This window comes from Methylotenera sp., from assembly GCF_029946165.1.
In the GTDB taxonomy this organism is placed as follows: domain Bacteria; phylum Pseudomonadota; class Gammaproteobacteria; order Burkholderiales; family Methylophilaceae; genus Methylotenera.
Genome location: NZ_JAQSDZ010000025.1, coordinates 21,825 through 42,277, shown reverse-complemented (window position 1 = coordinate 42,277; position 20,453 = coordinate 21,825). Strand labels below are relative to the sequence as shown.

The window sequence follows — 20,453 nt, the reverse complement described above, 5'->3', positions numbered from 1 at the left end:
TTTATTAAACCACAGCTTGCTGATTTAAATTATGTTGGTACAGAGCAGTTACCAGTATCGTACACACAAGTAACAACTAATGGAGTAGTTGTGCCTGGTACAAAACCACCTGGAGATGCCGGTGTAAACTCTTCAGTAGCCCCCACTAGAGCTTCTAGTCCAGCTACGTCAGCTGGTGCTGTTGGCATAACCGTACTACAGGCCTTGTTTGTAAGTATTGGCCACAGAGCAACGTCAGAGTTTGCAATAGCAGAAGTTGCTCCGCGAGCAAAGCCAGTAGCCTCTGAAAGACAAGCAGTATTTGCAGATTTCTGTGTGTAGTTTTTGTATTGTGGTAAAGCAACTGCAGCCAAAATACCAATAATTGCTACAACAATCATTAACTCGATTAAGGTAAAACCTTTTTGTACTTGTTTCATTTTTATTTCCTTTGAAAAAATTAAAATTTTTGCACTACACCTTAAGCACTAGGTGTTGCTGTGCTTGGAATAAATTTAGCAAAAGCTATGCCAACTTTATTGATGTGCGTGATTTTATCTATTGAGTTGTCTTCACGAACTATAATCTAGTTGTAACTTCGCAAATTTTCCCAAATTCCGTCATACCAGTGACAGCTGGTATACAGACAGGTTTAAATGTAAGTGATTGTAATTTATTGCTTTAATTTTTCACCTTTGACTGGATTCCGTCCTGCGACGGAATGACGAATTTTTAATTTATGACGAACTTGAGTTTATGAAAAGACCTCATCATTTAATTAAAGCCATAAAAAAAGCGGGGATTCCCCCGCTTCTCTTAAATTTGACTGACAAAAAATGTCACTTTCGCCAGAAATTGTCACTTTACCAAAACTTCCACCATGGTTTTTTAGCTACTGCGCCAGATACCTGGCCAGTTACTTTGAGTTTTCGGCTACCTTTTGTAAATTTGCTAAACCTGAATCAAAAATACCAGTGATGGCTTTAACAGCTGTTTCGTCATCTTGACCTGCTGGAATTGGTGGATTAAGTTTGTATAGACGATAGAAACGACCTACCCATACCACTTTTGATTCGCCTGGTTTGTCACCTTTTTCTACAGTCATTGTCGCGTTGTAGTCTGTAAGTGGCAATGTGCCAGTCACGATTTCATATTTGACCCTCATTGATGCATCATCAATACTGCGCAATTTTTCGTAAACGTTGCCGCCATCTTTAAATGCAAGTGTTCTGAAAGTAGCCATTTCGCCATTTTCATCTTTTTTCTGTTCTACTTTAGTGCTGGCTACGCCCGGGTGCCATTTATGAATGCCACCAAAATCTTTAACGATTGCCCAAACTTTAGCTGGGTCAGCTTTAATGGTGATAGTTTTTTCAACTTTTTGTGGTGATGGACCGTGTGCCGCAGCAGTGAACGGAACTAGACTGACGCTTAAACCAAGCGCAAGCAATGCTAAAATCTTTTTCATTTACTAATCTCCATGACTCTCTGTGAGGAGAGGCTTTAAAACTCTCAATAAAGAGAGGCTCTATTAAACTACTTAAAAAACAACCATACATTATAAATGAGAACGTACCATTATTAAATGCATTGCAGTCTGTATTTTAATTAACGACATAGCAAAGGCTTGGTTGACACAAGGTTATCCATTAGCGCATGTAGGAGCGACGCCCTCGTCGCGAAATGGCTTTTCGGCACGAGGGCGTTCGCGTGTGAATAATGTGCTTCAGCACATATATTTCACGGAGACAACCTTCAAGGTTGTCTCCTCTCTGTTTTTTATTGTAGGAGCGGCTGGCAGCCGCGAAGGTTTTCGGAATATTTTACCGTTGCTTTCGGGGCTGCAAGCCCCTCCTACATAACGCGTTCTGAAATATTATGTCTAGTGGATAAATCGGGTGTATGGCAATAACAAGGGTTTAGTTGTGAAAACTTTTGTATTAACGTACTAAAACAAACTGTCCAAATGCCCGACTTTTGTCACCCGTTTTTATGGTCGTCAATATTTGGTTTGTTACAGTGTTAATCACACTAACGCTATTGCTGCCCCAATTAGCAACATAGGCGCGGTTGTTGGCATCATCTAAGCTAACGCCTTCGGGTGTATTGCCAACATTAATAGTGGCGATGGCTTTGCGTGTAGCCATATTAATAACGGTGATGCTGTCATCTTGCGTGTTGCTCACATAAAGTTGCTTTTCATCTAAGCTGATTGCCACGCAATAAGGGTGGTAGCCTACTTTAACTATATATTGCGCATTAGTTTTGGTGTTAATAATACTGACCGTATCTTCTTTCACGTTAACACTGACTAACCATAAGCCTGTTCTGCTGAGAGCAAGCCCAAAAGGGTGCTTACCTACTGGAATACGTTTTTTGATAGTAAGTGTTGTTGTATCAATTACAGCAATATCATTGCTATCGCGATTGGCGATATATAGCCATTTGCTGTTTGGGCTGACGACCATGCCAGCAGGCGCATCGCCAACACTCACTTCATTGGTCGTATGGTCTTTACTCGTACTTATAGCTAATACGCGATTATCAAACCAATCCGCCACATAGAGCGTTTTACTATCAGGCGATAGCGCTAGTCCTACAGGGGATCCTTTGATTTTTATGGTTTCTACTACGGTATTATTTTGTGTGTCTATAATCGAAATTTCCTGGCTTTCGACGTTTGAGATATAAGCCCGATTTAACTTAGCTGAAACGGCTACCCCAACAGGTGCTTTGCCAACCTTGATGGTGTGAATGACTTGGTTTGTTGAGGTGTTAATCACGGATACGGAATCTTCGCCCTGATTAGTAATATAGGCCAAGTTAGCAGGTGATTGCTTGGTAGCCGCTTGGCATGCCGTAATTAAGGTGCACGTTAATGCGCCTATTATCAAAAGCGCAATAATTTGAATAATTCGCAAAAATTTAATTGATAATATTTTCATAGGCTTAGCTATTATACGCAAATGGTTGCTTTCAAAAATACTCAAAATATGAAAAAATCGTATTAAATAATTAAGGCAGTAAACGTTATGTTAGATCGAGACGGGTTTCGCCCGAATGTTGGCATTATTATATGTAATGCTAACAATCAGGTTTTTTGGGGCAAGCGTATTCGTGAGCATGCTTGGCAGTTTCCGCAAGGTGGTATTAACCATGGCGAAAGCCCAGAGCAGGCCATGTATCGCGAGTTAATGGAAGAGGTTGGCTTGAAGCCTGAGCACGTACAAATTTTGGGTCGCACCAAAGACTGGCTCAGGTATGAAGTGCCTTCTACATGGATTAAGCGTGAGTATCGCGGCAGCTACAAAGGCCAAAAGCAAATTTGGTATTTATTGCGCATGCTAGGTCGCGATAGTGATGTGTCGCTACGTGCAAGTGAACATCCCGAGTTTGATGCATGGCGTTGGAGTGAATATTGGGTGCCGTTAGAAGATGTGATTGAGTTTAAGCGCGGTGTGTATGAGTCTGCGTTAAATGAGTTAGCACCGCATTTGCATCATAAAGCGTCAAAATAGATTTTTGTAGGAGCGGCTTGTAGCCGCGAAGTTTTGAGTTAAGTTCACCATTGCTTTCGCGGCTACAAGCCGCTCCTACAAGTTAATTGCCCATTAATTCACCTAGTTTAATGGCTTTAGCTGGTTGCCAATCTGTATTAAACTGCAACGTGTTCTTTTCAAACAACATCACTACGGTGGAGCCGAGTAAGAATCTACCCATTTCTTCACCTTGTTTTAAGGTGATATTTTTCTTATCGTAATTCCACGTTTTAGTTTTACCTGTGCGTGGTGGATTGATGATGCCATTTTCCGCATCATGCCAAACAGTCGCCATACTACCAACAATTGTCGCGCCGACTAATACCATGATAAAGCTGCCATGTTTTTCTGATACGAATTCGCAAACAACGCGTTCATTGCGTGCAAATAGCCCTGGAACACCTTGCGCTGTAATTGGATTTACAGAGAATAAAGCGCCTGGCACATAAGTCATGCTTTTTAAAGTGCCATCACAAGGCATATGAATGCGGTGATAATCTTTCGGGCTTAAATACAAACAAGCAAAATGCCCATCTTCAAATTTTTCAGCTAATGCTTTATCGCCGCCAATCAAGGCCGTGATTGAATAAGAGTGACCTTTCGCCTGAAATATTTGGTCATGTTCAATGACGCCAAATTGGCTAATCGCCCCATCTACAGGACAAATAAAATCCGCCTGAGCCATTGGGCGCGCGTCAATTTTTAGTGGGCGCGTAAAGAATTCATTGAAAGTTGTATAGGATGTAATATCAGGATTAGCCGCTTCTGCCATATTTACTTGATAGCGTTTTACGAACCACTTAATGACTGACGTGGTTAACTCCCCACCTTGATAGTGAGCTAATTTTCCAGCAATTGCAGTAATTGCTTGTTTGGGGAGAATGTATTGCAAAAGTACAGAAAGACGATTTTTCACTTTATTTTGCTTTTGTAGGGAGGGTTGGCTTAGTAACCCACAATAAAAAAAGGTGGGTTACGCTACGCTAACCCACCCTACGAACTAACAACCAGTAATCAATCTAGTTTTTTGATTGATCCACTAATTTGTTTTTAGCAATCCAAGGCATCATAGAACGTAATTGACCACCAACTTGCTCAATTGGGTGAGCAGCGTTCAGGCGACGACGTGCTGTCATTTCTGGGTAATTTGTACGACCTTCTAAAATGAACTGTTTAGCGTAGTTGCCGTTTTGAATGTTAGTTAGGCATGTTTTCATCGCCGCACGTGATTGATCGTTAATCACTTGTGGACCTGTTACGTATTCGCCATATTCTGCATTGTTTGAGATTGAGTAGTTCATGTTGGCAATGCCGCCTTCGTACATCAAATCTACAATTAATTTCAATTCGTGTAAGCACTCAAAGTAAGCCATTTCAGGTGCGTAACCAGCTTCAACTAATGTTTCGAAACCAGCTTTAACTAACTCAACTGCGCCGCCGCATAATACAGCTTGCTCACCGAATAAGTCTGTTTCTGTTTCTTCACGGAAATCAGTTTCAATCACGCCGCCTTTTGTGCCGCCATTCGCAGCTGCGTATGAAAGTGCAACATCTTTAGCTTTGCCAGATTTATCTTGGTAAACTGCGATTAAAGAAGGAACGCCGCCGCCTTTTAAGTATTCTGAACGCACTGTGTGGCCTGGGCCTTTTGGTGCAACCATGATTACGTCTAAATCAGCACGTGGAGTGATTTGGTTGTAGTGAATGTTAAAGCCGTGTGCAAAAGCCAAAGTTGCACCTTGTTTTAAATGCGCAGCAATATCTTCACTGAAAATTTGCGCCATTGTTTCATCTGGCAACAATAACATCACAACATCTGCATCTTTAACCGCATCAGCAATTTCTAATGTGTTATGGCCAGCACCAATTGCTTTAGCCCATGAACTGCCACCTTTACGAAGTCCGATAGTCACGTTTACGCCGCTATCTTTAAGGTTTGCCGCATGCGCGTGACCTTGTGAGCCGTAACCAACGATGGTTACTTTTTTGCCTTTGATTAAATTAAGGTCTGCGTCTTTATCGTAATAAACTTTCATTTCTTTTACTGCCTTTCAATGCAAATGCTGAATAAATTATAGGGAGTTTTTTTACTTGTTTGCTTAAACTTTTAAAATGCGGTCGCCCCGGCCTATGCCAGAAGCGCCTGTTCGTACTGTTTCTAAAATTGCGGCTTTATCTAGGCTTTCAATAAAGGCGTCTAACTTAGTGCCTGAGCCGGTAAGCTCAATAGTAAAGCTGCCGTCGGCCACATCGATAATACGACCACGGAAAATATCACACATGCGTTTCATTTCTTCACGAAACGCACCCGTTGCTTTGACTTTTACGAGCATTAATTCGCGCTCGATAAATTTACCATCATTTAAATCAAGCACTTTTACAACGTCAATGAGCTTGTTTAACTGTTTTATAATTTGCTCGATTACCGCTTCAGAACCTGAAGTGACAATGGTCATACGAGACAATGTTGGGTCTTCTGTTACCGCTACTGTGAGGGACTCAATATTGTAGCCGCGCGCTGAAAATAAACCGGCTACGCGCGATAGTGCGCCAGCTTCGTTTTCCATAAGTAGCGAAATAATATGGCGTGGAGCGTTAATAGTCATTATAGATCCTCCGCACCAATATCGCTGGCTAAAATCATTTCAGATAAACCTTTGCCATTTTGTATCATTGGGAATACATTTTCTTTTTGGTCAGTGATGAAATCTAAGAATACAAAGCGCGATTTCATATCGAAAGCTTCTTTCAATGCGCCCTCAACATCGCTAGGCTTAGTGATTTGCATGCCCACATGACCATAAGCTTCGGCCAATTTAACGAAGTCTGGCAAGCTATCCATATAAGATTCTGAATAACGATTCTCATAGAAAAACTCTTGCCATTGACGCACCATACCTAAGTAGCGATTGTTCAACATAATGACTTTGATCGGCAAATGATATTGCGCGCAAGTTGAAAGCTCTTGAATATTCATTTGAATACTGCCTTCGCCTGTGACGCATGCTACCTGTGCATTTGGGTGCGCAAACTGCACGCCCATTGCATATGGCAAGCCAACACCCATAGTGCCTAATCCACCAGAGTTAATCCAACGACGTGGGTCATTAAACTTGTAATATTGCGCCGCCCACATTTGGTGTTGGCCAACGTCTGACGTTACAAATGCTTCGCCTTTAGTCACTTCATGTAATTTTTGAATGACGTATTGAGGTTTAATAAATTCGTCGCTTTGCGCAAAGTCTAAGCACTTCTTGCTACGCCAAGCGTTAATTTGTTTAAACCACGATGCTAATGCGTTGGTGTTCTGTGCTGGCTTCTCAGTCGCAATCAGCTCGTTCATATCTGCAAGTACAGATTTAACGTCACCAACGATAGGTACATCAATTTTTACGCGTTTTGATATTGACGACGGGTCAATATCAATATGAATAATTGTGCGTGGCGTAGACAAGAAGTGCTTGGTGTTGCCAATCACTCGGTCATCAAAACGTGCACCAACAGCTAACAGCACGTCACATTCTTGCATCGCCATATTAGCTTCGTAAGTGCCATGCATGCCAAGCATGCCTAAGAATTTTTCATCAGACGCAGGGAATCCACCAAGACCCATTAAGGTGCTTGTGATAGGAAGGCCCATAGACTGAATAAGCTTGATTAAATGGGCAGATGCATCGCCCAATACCACACCGCCGCCTGAATACACCATTGGGCGTTTCGCTTCGGCAAGTAGTTTAAGCGCTTTTTTAATTTGTCCTAAATGACCTTTAGTCACAGGGTTATACGAACGTAAGCTGACGCTCTCTGGGTACTCAAATTTGCATAGTTCAGCAGTAATATCTTTTGGAATATCCACTAAAACTGGGCCTGGGCGACCACTTGCAGCCACGTAGAACGCCTTTTTCATAGTAGCAGCAATGTCTTTTACATCTTTAACCAAGAAGTTATGCTTAACGCAAGGGCGAGTAATACCAACTGTGTCACACTCTTGGAATGCATCCTCACCAATGGCGTAAGTAGGCACTTGCCCACTAATAATCACCATTGGAATGGAGTCCATGTAGGCAGTAGCAATGCCGGTTATGGCGTTGGTGGCACCAGGGCCAGACGTGACTAATGCCACGCCAACTTTTCCTGTCGAGCGTGAATAGGCATCAGCCGCGTGCAAAGCAGCTTGCTCATGGCGCACTAAGATATGCTTGAATTTATCTTGATGATAAATAGCATCGTAAATGTGCAACACAGCGCCACCTGGGTAGCCGAATACAAACTCAACGTTTTCTTCATGCAAACAGCGAATTAAGATTTCCGCGCCTGTGATTGGTTTAGAGCCAAGTTGTTTGGAACTGCTGTTTTTTGGGGTATCTGCCATAAATCTTTTAATTAAAATATTTTTATATTTTATACATTATTCGGTAACCCTATAGATTAACGGTTTGAGGCTATTTGGTCAAGAATGAAAGTGTTAATGAAGGATTGTTTTTTAGATAAGACTATGTTTATTTTGATATTGTTAGGGAATGAGTTTTTTATGACTAAAGGACATAGGCCATTTAATTTTTATCAAAAAATTTTAAACTATATGGCTTGTCTTGCAATTTTTATTGATGTTGCTTGCAAAGCCCGTCAATTTATCTTGATTTTATTGCATCTAAGCAATGATACGATTGCCAGTCACAATTTAAGATAGAGTTTATTCAAGTTCTAATGGCGGCGCCACTTTCATTAACTCTTCAATGGTCGTCATGCCCTCAGCAATTTTTTCTGCGCCGTTGATGACCAAGGGGCGCATACCGTCTTTATATGCTTGCTTGGTGAGGTCGGCTAAGTTGGTTTCTGATGTGATTAACTTGCGCAAGGCTGGGGTGATGGTGAGCATTTCATATATGCCACTGCGGCCTCTAAAGCCTGTGTTGCGGCATTCCATGCAGCCTACAGGCTTATAAATATAGGCTGGTTTTGGTATCTTAAAGTCACCCACAAGCGCATCCCATGTACTTTGTTCAATGGGCTCGGCTACTTTACAGCTGGTGCAAAGAGTGCGAACTAAGCGTTGCGCCATGATGCCAAGTACTGTTGAGTGAATGAGGTAGGAAGGTACCCCTAAATCTAATAGTCGAGTCACGGCGGATGGTGCGTCGTTGGTATGCAGAGTGGACAGCACCAAGTGACCAGTGAGTGCAGCTTGAATAGCCATATCTGCGGTTTCTAAATCACGAATTTCACCTACCATAATAATGTCAGGATCTTGCCGCATTAGCGTGCGTATGCCTGATGCGAAGTCTAGGCCGATATTTTGCTGCACCTGCATTTGGTTGAAAAGAGGCTCTACCATTTCAATCGGCTCTTCTACCGTACACACGTTCACTTCTGGTGTAGCGAGTGTGCGCAAGGTGGCATAAAGTGTAGTAGTTTTACCTGAGCCAGTTGGTCCTGTCACTAAGATGATGCCGTTAGGTGATTTAGTCCAGCTGTGCCAAATGTCGGCTTGCGCTTCTGCAAAACCAAGGGCTAAGAAACCTTTTTCTGATACTTCTGGCGCAAAAATCCGCATGACTAACTTTTCACCAAACGCCGTGGGCATGGTGGATAAGCGCAATTCAATTTCTTGTCCATCGCTACTCAAAGTTTTAATGCGGCCATCCTGCGGGCGACGTTTTTCTACCATGTCCATACGACCAAGTAGTTTAATGCGGCTGGTGATGGCGTTCATTATATTTGGCGGCAATTGATATACCTGATGCAGTACGCCGTCGATTCTAAAACGCATCATGCCCATATTGCGGCGTGGTTCTAAGTGAATATCACTGGCACGTTGCTCAAAGGCGTATTTGAATAACCAGTCCACAATATTCACCACATGCTGCTCATTGGCATCTAGATTTTTATCTTGGCCCAGCTCAATCAATTGCTCAAAGTTTTGTACGCCTACTATTTGCCCAGCTTTGGCTAAATCAGCCGCATTCATGGAGTTTGCTAAATTGTAAATCTCTGGCAAGTAACGGCTAATTTCTAACGGGTTAGCCAAGACTAGCGTGATTTTCATTTTAAGCACGCGTTCAAGATCGGCAATCCAATCTGTGCTGAATGGCTCAGTTGTGGCAATCACTGCCTCACCGTTTTTGACAGAAATCGGCATGATTTTTAAGCGTTCGGCGTAACCTTGCGACACGATTTTAGCGGCCGAACCAAAATCCAATTTCAACGGGTCTATATGATAAAATTCGAGACCGGAACGCTCGGCAAGCCATGCTGAGAGAAGTTCAACAGTTATCGCTTTATGCGGAATCTTAAGACTTTTCCATTTTTGCTCACCAATAACTACTAGCGGGTGTAAATTAGATGAATCAAGTTTACGGTCTTTGTATAATTTTTCCGCGTGCGCTTTATCTACTAAGCCATCACTCACTAACATACGCAGTGTATCGCCTAAGGTAAGGCGGCCATTCGGATTGCTGAGAGTAGTTGGTTTGCTCATTGGGTGGTGATCTCTTTTAAGCGTTTGTTCGGTTTATTTCGTTAATCAGTACGAATGATTCTCATGGATAAATCGATGGCTTGTATGTTTTTGGTAATTGCACCAATTGAGATTCTATCTACTCCAGACAATGCAATTTCGTGTACGTTCATTAAGCTTATACCGCCAGAAGCTTCTAATATTGCCTGTTTGCCGGATTGATGGTTAAAGTTAACGGCTTCAATTAATTGTTCGGTACTAAAATTATCTAGCAATATGCTGGTAGCGCCTGCTGTTAATGCCTCTTTTAGTTGAGGCAGATTTTCAACTTCAATTTGTATGCTTTTGCCTGAATTAAGCGCAAATGCTTGTGCCATCACGGCGCCTATACTGCCAGCGGCGGCAATATGATTTTCTTTAATTAGAATACCATCATACAAAGCCAAGCGCTGATTGTATCCGCCGCCGATAGTTACTGCGTATTTTTGCGCTAATCTTAAGTTGGGGATAGTTTTGCGGGTGTCCAAAATTTGGCTTGTGGTGCCCGCAATGGCATCTACATATTTGCGTGTTTCAGTGGCTGTGGCTGAAAGTGTTTGCAAAAAGTTCAGCGCGCAACGCTCTGCAGTTAATAGTGCACGAGCTGGACCAGTGATTTCGCATAACATTTGGTTGGCTTGAACGCGTTCACCTTCAACTACATGCCAGTTAATTTTGACATTCGCATCTACTTGGACAAAGCAAGCTTGCACCCATGGAATTCCGCAAATAATAGCGGTTTCGCGCGCTATAATCGTTGCCACAACCTGTTGTTCAGCTGGCACTAGTAGTGCGGTAAGGTCGCCTGCACCAATATCTTCTTCCAGCGCGGCTTGAACTTGTTTGAGCACCAATTGATTAAAAGTCTCGGAATTTGGTGGATAATGTTGATTAAATAAGGTCATGATTTAAATAATGATTGTAGTTTGGAAAGTGCCGCATTTTTTAATAATTAATATGCTTTGATACACTACGCAATGTTTGAATTATAATCCTATCAAACATTAAAATTAGTATTAAACCTTTTAAAGTAACCGCAAACAAATAATATGAAACTTTTATACACCATTAACAGCCCTTATGCTAGAAAAGTACGCATTGTTGCGGCTGAAAAGCATATTGAAGTCACGCTCGAAGAAGTTGTTTTGAGTGCACCAGATTGCCCGGTAAAGCAATACAACCCATTAGGCAAAGTGCCTGTGTTGGTGCTTTCTGATGGAGAAAGTTTGTATGATTCACGTGTGATCGTAGCATATCTCGATAACCGTACGCCTCTTGCACATTTGATTCCACAAGAACAAAACGCAAAAATGAAAGTACGTCGTTGTGAGGCGTTGGCGGATGGTATTTGCGATGCTGCAGTTGCAACGATGTTAGAACAACGCAAATCAGCAGAAAAGCAAGATGATGCTTTTATTGAGCGTCAATGGAATAAGGTCTTAAGCGGTTTGCGAGCGCTAGATGATGATCTAGGAAAAAACGAGGGCATTGGTAAAAGTCACTGGTGCGTTAATGGCACATTTAGCTTGGCTGACATCGCTGTGGGCTGTATGTTAGGTTATCTCAACTTGCGCTTTTCTAACGTGATTAATTTAGCCGCAGAATATCCAAATTTAGAGCGTTTGCAATTAGCCTTGCTAAAGCGCCCCTCATTTAAAGACAGCATGCCTGTTGCTTAAATAAATTAACTTTTCATTAAGCTAGTTAAGTAGGTCTAGCTAGTAAATAAAATCTCGGTTTTCATCCACAATGCCTGAAAGCCGATTTTTTTTACGCATAGATTGTCGGTAGTTCAAGCGTTTTTGCGCAGCTGGTGGGAAGTCGGTGAATCTAATCGTGCCTCGGTCGATTAGTATTGAAATCAGATCTTCTAATACTCGCGCTAACTGAATGTCACTTTCACGAAATGGCGAACTTTCAGCTAGGGAGTGCTCTAAAAATTCAATATATTCTTTAGAATCATTTTCAATGAACTCCCAGCCTGCGCCAAGATTTTCTAAAGCGCTCGCAGTGATTGTTCCTTGTGCATTTTTCAAGACGTAAGCCATTTGAGTCTCAGCAATCTAATTACATGAATAAATGAGCTAAATTTTATAGCTTTTGACTTGCTAGTCAATCAGTGAATAAAAGGCTGAATCGTGGTCTGACTTTGGCTTTAACGCAGTTCCAACTAAGTAGGTGAGTTAAGTGTAGAGCGTTAAAGCTGTTATTAAATCAGAGAGTTAAGCCGCATTTTTTGCTAATACCGCATCTATTTCACTAAATAAAGCGCGATACAAACTGCGGGTATGTTTGTTCCAATATTGCCAATCTTTTTCTAATGTCGCCCTAAGGTTTTTTGCGGTTTCTAGGTCGCCAGTATTTGCCGCCCACAGCGCGTAATGCGCACGGGTGTCGGGGGAGCCAAATTTATCTACAGCATGCGTAAATTCAATATGAGCGTTGGCATTATCTTCACTTGCTGCATAGCTTTGTGCAAGTAATAGACTGAGCTCTTCAGGTCTAAAGCTAGTAAATTTGTTTCTAATCTCTAATAGCAATTCAATTGCTAAATGCGGCTGTTCATTGTGGAATTTTGCCTTTGCTGCACCAAAGCAAACTTCTGGGTCGTTCGCAAATGGACCATTTAAGCATGCATCAAATTGCTGAACAGCTTCGTTGTATTCGCCAGCGCCATCTAATGCGGCGGCAAGGCGCATTCTATTTTGCACGGTGGGCGTTAAGTCGAAAGCTTGTCTTGCGTCGCGTAATTCACGTGTTGGGTCTAATAAACTGAGCGCAATGTTTGAAACTTGTTTAACACCGCGATTTAATTTTGAGGCGGGCAGGTATTCTGCAAAAAAATAGACCAAGCTACCCAGTAAGGGGAATGAGAATAGGATAATCAGCCAGTACATTTGGCGGCCAGTTCTAAGCGCGTGAATAGCGAAAAACAGCGCGATTAAAAAGTGTAAACCTAAGCCTACAAATGGCATGAAAATCCTTTCTTTTTTCTGGAACTAGCTCGCAATTTGCTTGCGGTGGCGATGATTCCACCAGACCATATTTTAGATAGCAGTGGTGATAATGCCCCCACCTAGGCAAACATTACTTTCGTATACCACGGCAGATTGGCCTGGCGTAATCGCCCATTGTTTTTGGCCAAATTTAATTTCGACCTCATCTTTGGTTAAGCGATCAATTTCACATGGCGCATCTGGTTGGCGATAACGTGTTTTAGCGGCGTAAACCCAGTTAGTGATTGGTTCTTCGTTATCTATCCAAGTGAGTTGACTGGCTTTTAAACCGTCGTTAAGCAACAGTGGATGTTGGTGGCCTTGCACGACTATTAACTCGTTTTTATCCATGTCTTTAGCGGCAACAAACCAAGGCTCACCGTTACTTTCACGGCTACCGCCAATTTTTAAACCTTGACGTTGGCCTAATGTGTAGTACATCAAACCTTCATGCTTGCCTACGGTTTTGCCTTCAGGCGTTTTAATCTCGCCTGGTTCACGGGGTAAATATTTGCTTAAAAACTCTTGAAAAGGGCGCTCGCCAATAAAACAAATGCCAGTAGAATCTTTTTTCTCAGCGTTAATTAAGCCTGCGCTACGTGCGATTTCACGTACTTCACGCTTAAGCATTTGCCCAAGTGGAAATAATGTTTTGCTCAATTGCGCTTGATTTAAACGGTGTAAAAAGTAGCTTTGATCTTTGCTACCATCATCAGCTTTCAGCAGTTGAAATAAACCTGGTTTGAGTAGATTTTCACGTACTTGTGCATAATGACCTGTGGCAATCACATCTGCGCCCAAACCCATCGCATGGTCTAAAAATGCTTTGAATTTAATTTCGGCATTACACAAAATGTCTGGGTTAGGTGTGCGCCCAGCTTTGTATTCACTTAAGAAGTTATCAAATACACGGTCTTTATATTCTTTGCTGAAGTTAACGGCTTCAATGTCGATGCCAATTTTATCGGCAACGGATACGGCATCGATTAAATCTTGCTTGCTAGAGCAGTATTCATCGGTATCGTCATCTTCCCAGTTTTTCATGAAAAGACCAGTGACTTCATAGCCTTGTTGTTTTAACAATAAGGCAGTCACAGACGAATCAACGCCACCAGAAAGGCCCACTACTACGTGTTTCTTGTTTGATTTGTTTAGGTTCATAGAATTTATATTTTATAAATGCGTGACAACTGAAAGCGGAAATTTTTGGCCGCTTAAATAATCTTCAATACAAGTAATGACTTGCGCACTACGCATTAACTTGGCATTGCTGCGAATCTCGTCTGCAGTCATCCATACCGTGCGGATAATGCCTTCATCTAATCCCAATTCAGGCTGATGATTGCTGACCGAGCCGATGTACGCAAAGCGTAAATAAGTAGTGTCGTTATGTTCATGTTTCCAGTGATAAATGCCTAACAATGCTTCAGGTTTGAATGCATAAGCGGTTTCTTCCAGCGTTTCGCGAATGACCGCTTCTGTTAAGCTTTCGTTATCTTCTAAATGACCCGCGGGCTGATTAAAGCGGTTGCCGCGGTCAGTTTCTTCTTCTACAAGTAAGAATCTACCGTTATCTTCTACAATCGCTGCGACTGTGGCGTGTGGCTTCCATTGCATGTTTAGCTTTTCAATAAAATTTTTACTATTTTAACCTGAACTCGCTAACAATGAATAAATAAAGCATTTTCAGCCAAAGCTTTGTTAATATCTATGTCGTCAATTTAAAGTGCTTATGCTAAAAATATAAAGGCACTATAAATGTATTAATAAGAAAAGTTGAGTATGCAGAATACAGAATCATTACCATTTGTTTATCTTGCCTCGCGCAGCCCGCGTCGCGTGGAGTTGCTTGGTCAGCTAGGTGTGAAGTGCGAATCGTTACCTGCTGATATCGATGAAACGCAACTTGCTGGTGAATCACCTGAGAAATATGTCACGAGATTGGCGCGAGAAAAGGCTCAGGCATGTTTGCATCGTTTAACGGAAGAGCAAAAAGTTCATCCTATTTTGGCGGCAGATACCACGGTGGTGTTGGATGGCATCGTGCTGGGTAAACCGGAAGATGATATTGATGCGCGTAATATGTTAATTGCTTTGTCAGGCAGTTTGCATGAAGTGCATACAGCCGTTGCTTTAGCATTTAATAACCAAATTGAAGTTGTATTGTCGACTACAGTGGTCGAAATGATGGCGCTCAGCGAGATGCAAATCGAGCGCTATATTACATCTGGCGAGCCTAGAGATAAAGCGGGTAGTTACGGCATACAAGGTAAAGCAGGTGCGTGGATTAAGCATATTGAAGGTAGTTATTCGGGTGTGATGGGCTTGCCTATTTTTGAAACTGCAGAGTTGCTGAGAAAAGCTAACTTAGCTATTTTGTGAGTCTAAAAATTTAACACAAGAAAATAGTTTAGATAAAAGTTAAAAGAGAATACAAATTGAGTGAAGAGATACTAATTAACGTTACACCCCAAGAAACGCGTATTGCCATGATGGAAAATGGTGTGGTGCAAGAACTGCAAATTGAGCGCAGCACTTCGCTGGGCTTGGTTGGTAATGTTTATCGTGGTGTGGTTTGCCGTGTTTTACCGGGCATGCAATCGGCCTTTGTGGAAATAGGTTTGCAACGAGCGGCTTTTTTACATGCGGGCGATATCTTTGAATGCGGGCAATCTGATTCGCAATTGCCAATTCAGGCTGTGCTGCATGAAGGTCAATCTATCATGGTGCAGGTGATAAAAGAGCCCATTGGCACAAAGGGCGCGCGGCTAACTACGCAAATTAGTATTGCAGGACGTTTTTTGGTGTACTTGCCACAGCAAGATCATATTGGCGTGTCGCAACGTATTGAGAATGAAGCTGAGCGTGAGCAGCTAAGAGCGCGATTGGTTGGCTTGTTACCTGAGGACAGAGTGGGTGGTTACATCATCAGAACCATGTCTGAAACAGCGACGGATGCCGAGTTACTAGCGGATGTGGACTATCTGACAAAAACTTGGACGCATGTTTCTGCGAAACATAAAACTGTGCCAGACCGCTCGCTGGTTTTTCAAGATTTGAATTTACCTATGCGCGTGCTGCGCGATGTAATCTGCGCCGATACTCAAGCAGTGCGCATTGATTCAAGTGAAACGTATCAAAAGTTGGTGGAATTCGCCAATTTATACGCGATTACTGCACTTGATAAGCTAGTACATTACTCAGGCGAACGGCCATTATTTGACTTGTACAGTATCGAAAAAGAAATCGAACATGCTATGTCGCGCAAGGTGGAGTTAAAGTCAGGCGGCTATTTGATTTTCGACCAAACTGAGGCTTTAACCACGGTAGATGTGAATACTGGCAGTTTTGTGAGTGGTAAAAATCTATCTGATACGATATTCAAAACTAACTTGGAAGCGGCGCAATGCATCGCTCGTCAATTACGTCTGAGAAACTTAGGTGGCATTATTATTATCGACTTCATCGACATGGATGAAGATACGCAACGTGCCGCGGTGTTAGAAGAACTACAAAAGGCAGTTGCTCGGGATCGTTCTCGTACAGGTGTAAATGGTTTTACACCGCTGGGTTTAGTGGAAATGACGCGTAAACGTACGCGCGAAAGCTTAGCGCACATATTATGCGAGCCTTGCTCAGCGTGTCAGGGGCGAGGTGAGCTAAAAACCGCTCAAACGGTATGCTACGAAATATTGCGCGAGTTGTTACGCGAAGCACGTCAGTTTAATGCGCGTGAATTACGTGTATTAGCTGCGCCAAAAGTGATTGATATGTTGCTAGATGAAGAGTCGCAAAGCTTAGCCAACTTATCTGATTTTATCGGCAAGCCAATCTCATTATTGGTAGAGCCTAGCTACAGCCAAGAGTCATTCGATATTATTCTAATGTAGTCTTTAATAGGTAACTCACTCATTAGCGAGTTACCTATTAATTGTTCAATTGAAGCTAATGGCAACTTGCGGGGTGTCTGAGAGTACAGGCGGTTTAATAAAGTTATTAATCTCTAAGCTTGCAGAATCGAGCGCGTCGGGACTAGGTTTAGTTATATCAAGTGTGGCGCATCTCATTAGCTTTAATAATATTGCTTCTAGCTGACTAGATTGCTGTTGCAGCGTAACAAATTCTTTTTCAGTCGATTCTAGATTCTTAATTAGCATGTCTGCACTATTATGAGACTCCATTAATGATTCCGCACGTTCGTCCAGTGATCTCTTATGTGAGCTAATTTGTGTTTTAAGCTCGCCTATCACTGCATTTAACCAACGAGTACACTCTAAATGTGCTTGTTCAAAATTTGCTTGAATTTGTGCTCCTAGCCCTAAATAAAATTTACGAATCAAGAAGCGTTTTTCAGTGAATACATTCACGGGGTCATTACAAAAATCATTTGTAATTTTTTCTAAAGATTGCATATTGCTAATAAAGCTACTCATATCCAGCTCTATTGCCTCAGTTTTTTCGAAGCCATGTTTGCTCCAAAATAAGTGATACAAGTCATCTGCATGTTTCTTAATGGTATTGCCTTCAAATTTAATTTCTTCAGCTAACTTAATGGCTAATTTGGTTAGGCTTCGTATTTCCTTATTTAAACCAACAGTCGTCCAGCTATCACCCATATCTTGTTTGGTTTGTTCTAAGGTGGTATCTAAATAGCCAAGACTAAGATGGCGTAGTAGTTTGTCGCTTAAGCGTTTAATCTTTTCGCTACCTTGATTGAAGGTTAGCACTGAGGCTTCATAGCGTTTGCGTTCAGCTACGACATTCGCCAGAATTTCTTTAGATGAATCCCGATTTTGACTTTGCATTTCTTTCAAGTCTGCAAGTTGGCTTTTCATGGAGGTAATACGCATTTGTGCAACTTTACGCGATGATCGTATCAAATTTGAACATTCAGTGACCACGGCGCGGCCTAGAATTTCATGTTTAGATTCAATAAGCTGATTAGCGAGAGCATCTTCTAAACTGCTAATGCCGCTACGTTTTAACAATGCGGCATCTTTCCTAATTTTGGCGACTAATGCTTTTTGCGCAGACATTGCAAAAATATTACTTGAGTTCATTCCTAATTCACGCGCAGTACTTTGTATTTGCTTTTGAATTAGTGCCTCAACTTCTGCTTCAGACTCAAGGCCATCCCATAGAATGTCGATCTTATTCAAAACTACCAATTTGTGTGCAGCGCGTTTTTGAACATACTCTGTCCAAATTTGCATGTCAGACTTGGTAATACCCGTATCTGTTGCCGTTAAGAATAATACTGCGTGTGCATTTGGGATGATGCTTAGTGTTAACTCAGGTTCTGCACCCATAGTATTAAGGCCAGGAGTATCAATCACTACTAAGCCGTTTTTAAGCAATGGGTGAGGGTAGTTAATTAAAGCGTGACGCCACATTGGAATTTCTACGGACCCTTTTTCGGCAAGCAATCGACGCATGCTAGGGTCATTTTCGTTCCAAAAACCAAGTGATTTGGCAGTTTCTAAATCCACTTCTCTATTTTGAATTAAAGCTTTTAATGTCTCTTTCATTGCGTCGGGCGAGGTAATATCAAGACGAATCTTATGCCAAGCGTTTAATGTTGTCTTTAGATACTTCAGTGAATCGTCGGTTTGTCTGGTTTCAATTGGTAGCAATCTAATGCACGGTTCTTCACCGTCATCCCAAAATATCTCAGTCGGACACATGGTGGTTCTTCCAGGCGCACTTGGAAGTAAGCGTTGGTTAAAGTCTGAAAAGAACAACGCATTAATTGTTTCAGTTTTACCTCGCGAAAATTCTGCTAAAAAGGCCATTACTAATTGGTCTTTTTTTAAGGTTTCTTTGATATCGTAAAGCCTGAGTTCTAATACGGCATCAATTGAATTTGCTTGTCCTAACCAATCGATATATTGGTCGATAGTGGCGATCAGATTTTTACGCCATTCACTATACTCAGTGATTTTTGAGCTTAAACTTGAGGTCACAATATTTTGATGATCAGATAATTTATCAGTAAGCTGTATGGTCATAATGTCATCTTTTATTAACTTATTATGGATTTAAATAAGCTGTTTTCCAAAGGAGCTATTATAGTCATGAGCAATAACTGTGCCGTGATAATAAAAACCAGTGGTGATAAGTCTATATTACCCACCATTGGGATGAATTTTCTAAAGAAACTCAAAATAGGGTTGGTTAGTTTATTTAAAACAGGTGCAATCGGTGTGTAAGGATTAACCCAACTTAAGATTGCTTGAATAAGTACTGCATATAAGAAGATAGCGATACTAATACTAGTGGTGCCAAGAAGTGCCATAGTAAAGATTTTTAACCATATGCCATTACCTACTATTAATAGTGGGAAATCACTCAGCCATAATGAGCTTATAGTGAGTAACAGTTGACAGAAATAGCCCAGCATTAACGTGGAAATGTCTATTTTGCCTAAACTAGGGATCACTTTGCGGACTGGTTTAACCGCAAAATTGGTCAAAGAAACTATCATTTGTGCTGCTTGATTTTGAAAAGGTACTTTGAGTAACTGAAAGTAAAAACGTAGTAAAAATACCACTGTTAATAAATCTAACACGGTTTTAATGAGAAATAAAAGTGCATTAGTTAGCAAGGTGATCTCCTAACTCTCGTGATTTATCAGCGGCAGCTTTTGCAGCAAGCAGCATAATGTTTTTAATGTTAGCGTTTTCAAGCGCGAGTATACCTTGTTCAGTCGTGCCACCTTTGGATGTCACTTGAGCACGTAAAGTTTTGATGTCTGTTGTGCTTTGTGCTGCGAGTAAACCCGCGCCAGCAAATGTTTGTAAGGCCAACATCTGCGCTTCATCAGGTTGAAGTCCTAGGCCAATACCAGCTTCTTGCAGAGCTTCGATAAGATAAAAAACATAAGCGGGGCCGCTACCAGAGATTGCTGTTACTGCATCCATTTTTGTTTCATCATCGAGCCAAAGGGTTTTACCAACGGCAGCAAGTATGGTCGTAGCTTGCACGCGCTGTTCTTCACTAACACTTGCCATTGCATATAAAGCCGAAACGCCAGCTTGTATTTGTGCGGGTGTATTTGGCATAACGCGAACGATGGCTTGATAATTATTCAGCCAACGTGAAATGTCTACGCTTCTAATACCTGCGGCAATTGATATAATTAGTTGGGTACTTAATATAGACATTACTTGAAGGCATACTTCGCGTAATTGCTGCGGTTTAACCGCCAAAACAATGACGTCACTGTGGCGAATCTCGTCATGGTTGTCGCAAGTTCTTACACTAAAGTCTGTCGTTAACTCTGCGCGTTTTTGCGCGTCTAGCTCTAGCACTGTGATGGCAGCCATATCAAAACCATTATTTTTCAGGCCGCCAATGATGGCTTTAGCCATATTCCCGCCACCAATAAAGCCTATTTTCATTCTTTTATTAATCCTAAAGGTAATGTTCTAAATTTAACTTGTT

20 protein-coding genes are annotated in these 20,453 nt (G+C 41.7%); 4 read left to right on the top strand and 16 right to left on the bottom strand.

Going from position 1 to position 20,453, the window contains the following annotated elements; translation table 11 throughout:
• Positions 1 to 29: 29 nt before the first annotated feature.
• The 3 genes from PSV17_RS12840 to PSV17_RS12830 all read right to left on the bottom strand — a co-directional run bounded on the left by PSV17_RS12840 (position 30) and on the right by PSV17_RS12830 (position 2,924).
• Positions 30 to 419, bottom strand: coding sequence for a prepilin-type N-terminal cleavage/methylation domain-containing protein (locus PSV17_RS12840; protein WP_300483288.1), 390 nt, complete (start codon positions 417 to 419; stop codon positions 30 to 32).
• 476 nt (positions 420 to 895) lie between these two features.
• A complete protein-coding gene (locus PSV17_RS12835; RefSeq protein ID WP_300483287.1) occupies positions 896 to 1,447 on the bottom strand; it encodes an SRPBCC family protein in 552 nt (183 codons plus the stop codon).
• 472 nt (positions 1,448 to 1,919) lie between these two features.
• Entirely contained in the window at positions 1,920 to 2,924 is a 1,005-nt protein-coding gene (locus PSV17_RS12830) for a YncE family protein (protein WP_300483285.1), read from the bottom strand.
• A gap of 87 nt (positions 2,925 to 3,011) precedes the next feature.
• On the opposite strand from PSV17_RS12830, the gene PSV17_RS12825 reads away from it, so the two are divergent.
• Positions 3,012 to 3,497, top strand: a complete 486-nt coding sequence (locus PSV17_RS12825) for an RNA pyrophosphohydrolase (protein WP_300483284.1) — start codon at positions 3,012 to 3,014, stop codon at positions 3,495 to 3,497.
• An 82-nt stretch (positions 3,498 to 3,579) separates the two neighbouring features.
• Here the strand turns inward: PSV17_RS12825 and asd are convergent, their stop codons facing one another.
• The 6 genes from asd to nadC all read right to left on the bottom strand — a co-directional run bounded on the left by asd (position 3,580) and on the right by nadC (position 10,919).
• Positions 3,580 to 4,434, bottom strand: coding sequence for an archaetidylserine decarboxylase (gene asd, locus PSV17_RS12820; protein ID WP_300483281.1), 855 nt, complete (start codon positions 4,432 to 4,434; stop codon positions 3,580 to 3,582).
• Positions 4,435 to 4,537: 103 nt separating this feature from the next.
• Positions 4,538 to 5,554 (bottom strand): ketol-acid reductoisomerase, encoded by a 1,017-nt coding sequence (gene ilvC, locus PSV17_RS12815; protein ID WP_300483278.1) that lies wholly within the window; start codon positions 5,552 to 5,554, stop codon positions 4,538 to 4,540.
• A gap of 63 nt (positions 5,555 to 5,617) precedes the next feature.
• The gene (gene ilvN, locus PSV17_RS12810) at positions 5,618 to 6,124 is read right to left on the bottom strand and encodes an acetolactate synthase small subunit (protein ID WP_300483276.1); all 507 of its coding nucleotides are present in this window, start codon (positions 6,122 to 6,124) and stop codon (positions 5,618 to 5,620) included.
• Complete coding sequence (locus PSV17_RS12805; protein WP_300483274.1) at positions 6,124 to 7,890, bottom strand: acetolactate synthase 3 catalytic subunit; 1,767 nt, start codon at positions 7,888 to 7,890, stop codon at positions 6,124 to 6,126. The genes ilvN and PSV17_RS12805 overlap by 1 nt, the downstream gene beginning before the upstream one ends.
• 321 nt (positions 7,891 to 8,211) lie before the next feature.
• Positions 8,212 to 9,996: a GspE/PulE family protein gene (locus PSV17_RS12800; RefSeq protein WP_300483271.1), complete on the bottom strand. Its 1,785-nt coding sequence runs from the start codon at positions 9,994 to 9,996 to the stop codon at positions 8,212 to 8,214.
• A 41-nt stretch (positions 9,997 to 10,037) separates the two neighbouring features.
• Positions 10,038 to 10,919, bottom strand: coding sequence for a carboxylating nicotinate-nucleotide diphosphorylase (gene nadC / locus PSV17_RS12795; protein ID WP_300483269.1), 882 nt, complete (start codon positions 10,917 to 10,919; stop codon positions 10,038 to 10,040).
• Between the two features lie 144 nt (positions 10,920 to 11,063).
• On the opposite strand from nadC, the gene PSV17_RS12790 reads away from it, so the two are divergent.
• Positions 11,064 to 11,693 (top strand): glutathione S-transferase N-terminal domain-containing protein, encoded by a 630-nt coding sequence (locus PSV17_RS12790; protein WP_300483268.1) that lies wholly within the window; start codon positions 11,064 to 11,066, stop codon positions 11,691 to 11,693.
• 39 nt (positions 11,694 to 11,732) lie between these two features.
• Here PSV17_RS12790 and PSV17_RS12785 read toward each other — a convergent pair whose 3' ends face one another.
• From PSV17_RS12785 to PSV17_RS12770, 4 genes are all read right to left on the bottom strand, one after another.
• Positions 11,733 to 12,062 carry a hypothetical protein gene (locus PSV17_RS12785; RefSeq protein WP_300483265.1) on the bottom strand — a complete coding sequence of 110 codons (330 nt, stop codon included), beginning with the start codon at positions 12,060 to 12,062 and terminating at the stop codon, positions 11,733 to 11,735.
• Positions 12,063 to 12,236: 174 nt separating this feature from the next.
• Positions 12,237 to 12,989 (bottom strand): hypothetical protein, encoded by a 753-nt coding sequence (locus tag PSV17_RS12780; protein WP_300483264.1) that lies wholly within the window; start codon positions 12,987 to 12,989, stop codon positions 12,237 to 12,239.
• A 72-nt stretch (positions 12,990 to 13,061) separates the two neighbouring features.
• Positions 13,062 to 14,171, bottom strand: coding sequence for a tRNA 2-thiouridine(34) synthase MnmA (gene mnmA, locus PSV17_RS12775; protein WP_300483261.1), 1,110 nt, complete (start codon positions 14,169 to 14,171; stop codon positions 13,062 to 13,064).
• Between the two features lie 12 nt (positions 14,172 to 14,183).
• The gene (locus PSV17_RS12770; protein ID WP_300483259.1) at positions 14,184 to 14,627 is read right to left on the bottom strand and encodes an NUDIX hydrolase; all 444 of its coding nucleotides are present in this window, start codon (positions 14,625 to 14,627) and stop codon (positions 14,184 to 14,186) included.
• A 165-nt stretch (positions 14,628 to 14,792) separates the two neighbouring features.
• On the opposite strand from PSV17_RS12770, the gene PSV17_RS12765 reads away from it, so the two are divergent.
• Both PSV17_RS12765 and rng read left to right on the top strand, forming a co-directional pair.
• The gene (locus PSV17_RS12765) at positions 14,793 to 15,392 is read left to right on the top strand and encodes a Maf family protein (protein ID WP_300483257.1); all 600 of its coding nucleotides are present in this window, start codon (positions 14,793 to 14,795) and stop codon (positions 15,390 to 15,392) included.
• A gap of 56 nt (positions 15,393 to 15,448) precedes the next feature.
• Positions 15,449 to 16,900 carry a ribonuclease G gene (rng, locus tag PSV17_RS12760; protein ID WP_300483253.1) on the top strand — a complete coding sequence of 484 codons (1,452 nt, stop codon included), beginning with the start codon at positions 15,449 to 15,451 and terminating at the stop codon, positions 16,898 to 16,900.
• Positions 16,901 to 16,945: 45 nt separating this feature from the next.
• Here the strand turns inward: rng and PSV17_RS12755 are convergent, their stop codons facing one another.
• The 3 genes from PSV17_RS12755 to proC are packed head-to-tail and all read right to left on the bottom strand — an operon-like array spanning position 16,946 to position 20,410.
• Positions 16,946 to 19,018 carry a dynamin family protein gene (locus tag PSV17_RS12755; RefSeq protein WP_300483251.1) on the bottom strand — a complete coding sequence of 691 codons (2,073 nt, stop codon included), beginning with the start codon at positions 19,016 to 19,018 and terminating at the stop codon, positions 16,946 to 16,948.
• A gap of 14 nt (positions 19,019 to 19,032) precedes the next feature.
• Entirely contained in the window at positions 19,033 to 19,614 is a 582-nt protein-coding gene (locus PSV17_RS12750; RefSeq protein WP_300483248.1) for a YggT family protein, read from the bottom strand.
• On the bottom strand, positions 19,604 to 20,410 hold the full coding sequence (gene proC, locus PSV17_RS12745; RefSeq protein ID WP_300483245.1) for a pyrroline-5-carboxylate reductase: 807 nt from the start codon (positions 20,408 to 20,410) through the stop codon (positions 19,604 to 19,606). The genes PSV17_RS12750 and proC overlap by 11 nt, the downstream gene beginning before the upstream one ends.
• Positions 20,411 to 20,453: the final 43 nt, after the last annotated feature.

Bases quoted from the DNA above. Each gene is read 5' to 3' on its own strand.
- ilvC (WP_300483278.1), bottom strand. From the start codon at position 5,554: ATGAAAGTTTATTACGATAAAGACGCAGACCTTAATTTAATCAAAGGC.
- PSV17_RS12755 (WP_300483251.1), bottom strand. From the start codon at position 19,018: ATGACCATACAGCTTACTGATAAATTATCTGATCATCAAAATATTGTG.
- PSV17_RS12770 (WP_300483259.1), bottom strand. From the start codon at position 14,627: ATGCAATGGAAGCCACACGCCACAGTCGCAGCGATTGTAGAAGATAAC.
- PSV17_RS12805 (WP_300483274.1), bottom strand. From the start codon at position 7,890: ATGGCAGATACCCCAAAAAACAGCAGTTCCAAACAACTTGGCTCTAAA.
- PSV17_RS12790 (WP_300483268.1), top strand. From the start codon at position 11,064: ATGAAACTTTTATACACCATTAACAGCCCTTATGCTAGAAAAGTACGC.
- PSV17_RS12785 (WP_300483265.1), bottom strand. From the start codon at position 12,062: ATGGCTTACGTCTTGAAAAATGCACAAGGAACAATCACTGCGAGCGCT.
- PSV17_RS12835 (WP_300483287.1), bottom strand. From the start codon at position 1,447: ATGAAAAAGATTTTAGCATTGCTTGCGCTTGGTTTAAGCGTCAGTCTA.
- mnmA (WP_300483261.1), bottom strand. From the start codon at position 14,171: ATGAACCTAAACAAATCAAACAAGAAACACGTAGTAGTGGGCCTTTCT.
- nadC (WP_300483269.1), bottom strand. From the start codon at position 10,919: ATGACCTTATTTAATCAACATTATCCACCAAATTCCGAGACTTTTAAT.
- PSV17_RS12780 (WP_300483264.1), bottom strand. From the start codon at position 12,989: ATGCCATTTGTAGGCTTAGGTTTACACTTTTTAATCGCGCTGTTTTTC.
- PSV17_RS12765 (WP_300483257.1), top strand. From the start codon at position 14,793: ATGCAGAATACAGAATCATTACCATTTGTTTATCTTGCCTCGCGCAGC.
- PSV17_RS12840 (WP_300483288.1), bottom strand. From the start codon at position 419: ATGAAACAAGTACAAAAAGGTTTTACCTTAATCGAGTTAATGATTGTT.
- PSV17_RS12830 (WP_300483285.1), bottom strand. From the start codon at position 2,924: ATGAAAATATTATCAATTAAATTTTTGCGAATTATTCAAATTATTGCG.
- proC (WP_300483245.1), bottom strand. From the start codon at position 20,410: ATGAAAATAGGCTTTATTGGTGGCGGGAATATGGCTAAAGCCATCATT.
- PSV17_RS12800 (WP_300483271.1), bottom strand. From the start codon at position 9,996: ATGAGCAAACCAACTACTCTCAGCAATCCGAATGGCCGCCTTACCTTA.
- PSV17_RS12825 (WP_300483284.1), top strand. From the start codon at position 3,012: ATGTTAGATCGAGACGGGTTTCGCCCGAATGTTGGCATTATTATATGT.
- ilvN (WP_300483276.1), bottom strand. From the start codon at position 6,124: ATGACTATTAACGCTCCACGCCATATTATTTCGCTACTTATGGAAAAC.